Genomic DNA, 718 nt, shown 5'->3' with positions numbered 1-718 from the left:
CCTGAAAACTGAATCCGAAACGAATCTGCGTTTTATGTTCTTGGATAAGCCCTCGACCGATTAGTATTGGTCAGCTCCATGCATTGCTGCACTTCCACCTCCAACCTATCTACCTCGTCGTCTTCAAGGGGTCTTACATACTGGGAAATCTCATCTTGAGGGGGGCTTCACGCTTAGATGCTTTCAGCGCTTATCCCGTCCGTACGTAGCTACCCAGCCATGCTCCTGGCGGAACAACTGGTGCACCAGCGGTACGTCCATCCCGGTCCTCTCGTACTAAGGACAGCTCCTCTCAAATTTCCTGCGCCCACGACAGATAGGGACCGAACTGTCTCACGACGTTCTGAACCCAGCTCGCGTACCGCTTTAATGGGCGAACAGCCCAACCCTTGGGACCTACTTCAGCCCCAGGATGCGATGAGCCGACATCGAGGTGCCAAACCTCCCCGTCGATGTGGACTCTTGGGGGAGATAAGCCTGTTATCCCCAGGGTAGCTTTTATCCGTTGAGCGATGGCCCTTCCATGCGGTACCACCGGATCACTAAGTCCGACTTTCGTCCCTGCTCGACTTGTTTGTCTCGCAGTCAAGCTCCCTTTTGCCTTTGCACTCTGCGAATGATTTCCAACCATTCTGAGGGAACCTTTGAACGCCTCCGTTACTCTTTAGGAGGCGACCGCCCCAGTCAAACTGCCCGCCTGACACGGTCCCCGTACCCG

At 54.9% G+C, this 718-nt stretch carries 1 rRNA gene; it reads right to left on the bottom strand.

From position 1 onward, the window contains the following. Positions 1-40: 40 nt before the first annotated feature. Positions 41-718, bottom strand: a 23S ribosomal RNA gene (locus HYD27_RS31710); the annotation flags it as partial.

This window comes from Paenibacillus sp. S150 (genome assembly GCF_019352175.1).
Lineage (GTDB): Bacteria > Bacillota > Bacilli > Paenibacillales > Paenibacillaceae > Paenibacillus_AQ.
The sequence above is the reverse complement of the archived record's forward strand: the minus strand, read 5'-3'. Positions and strand labels throughout refer to the sequence as shown.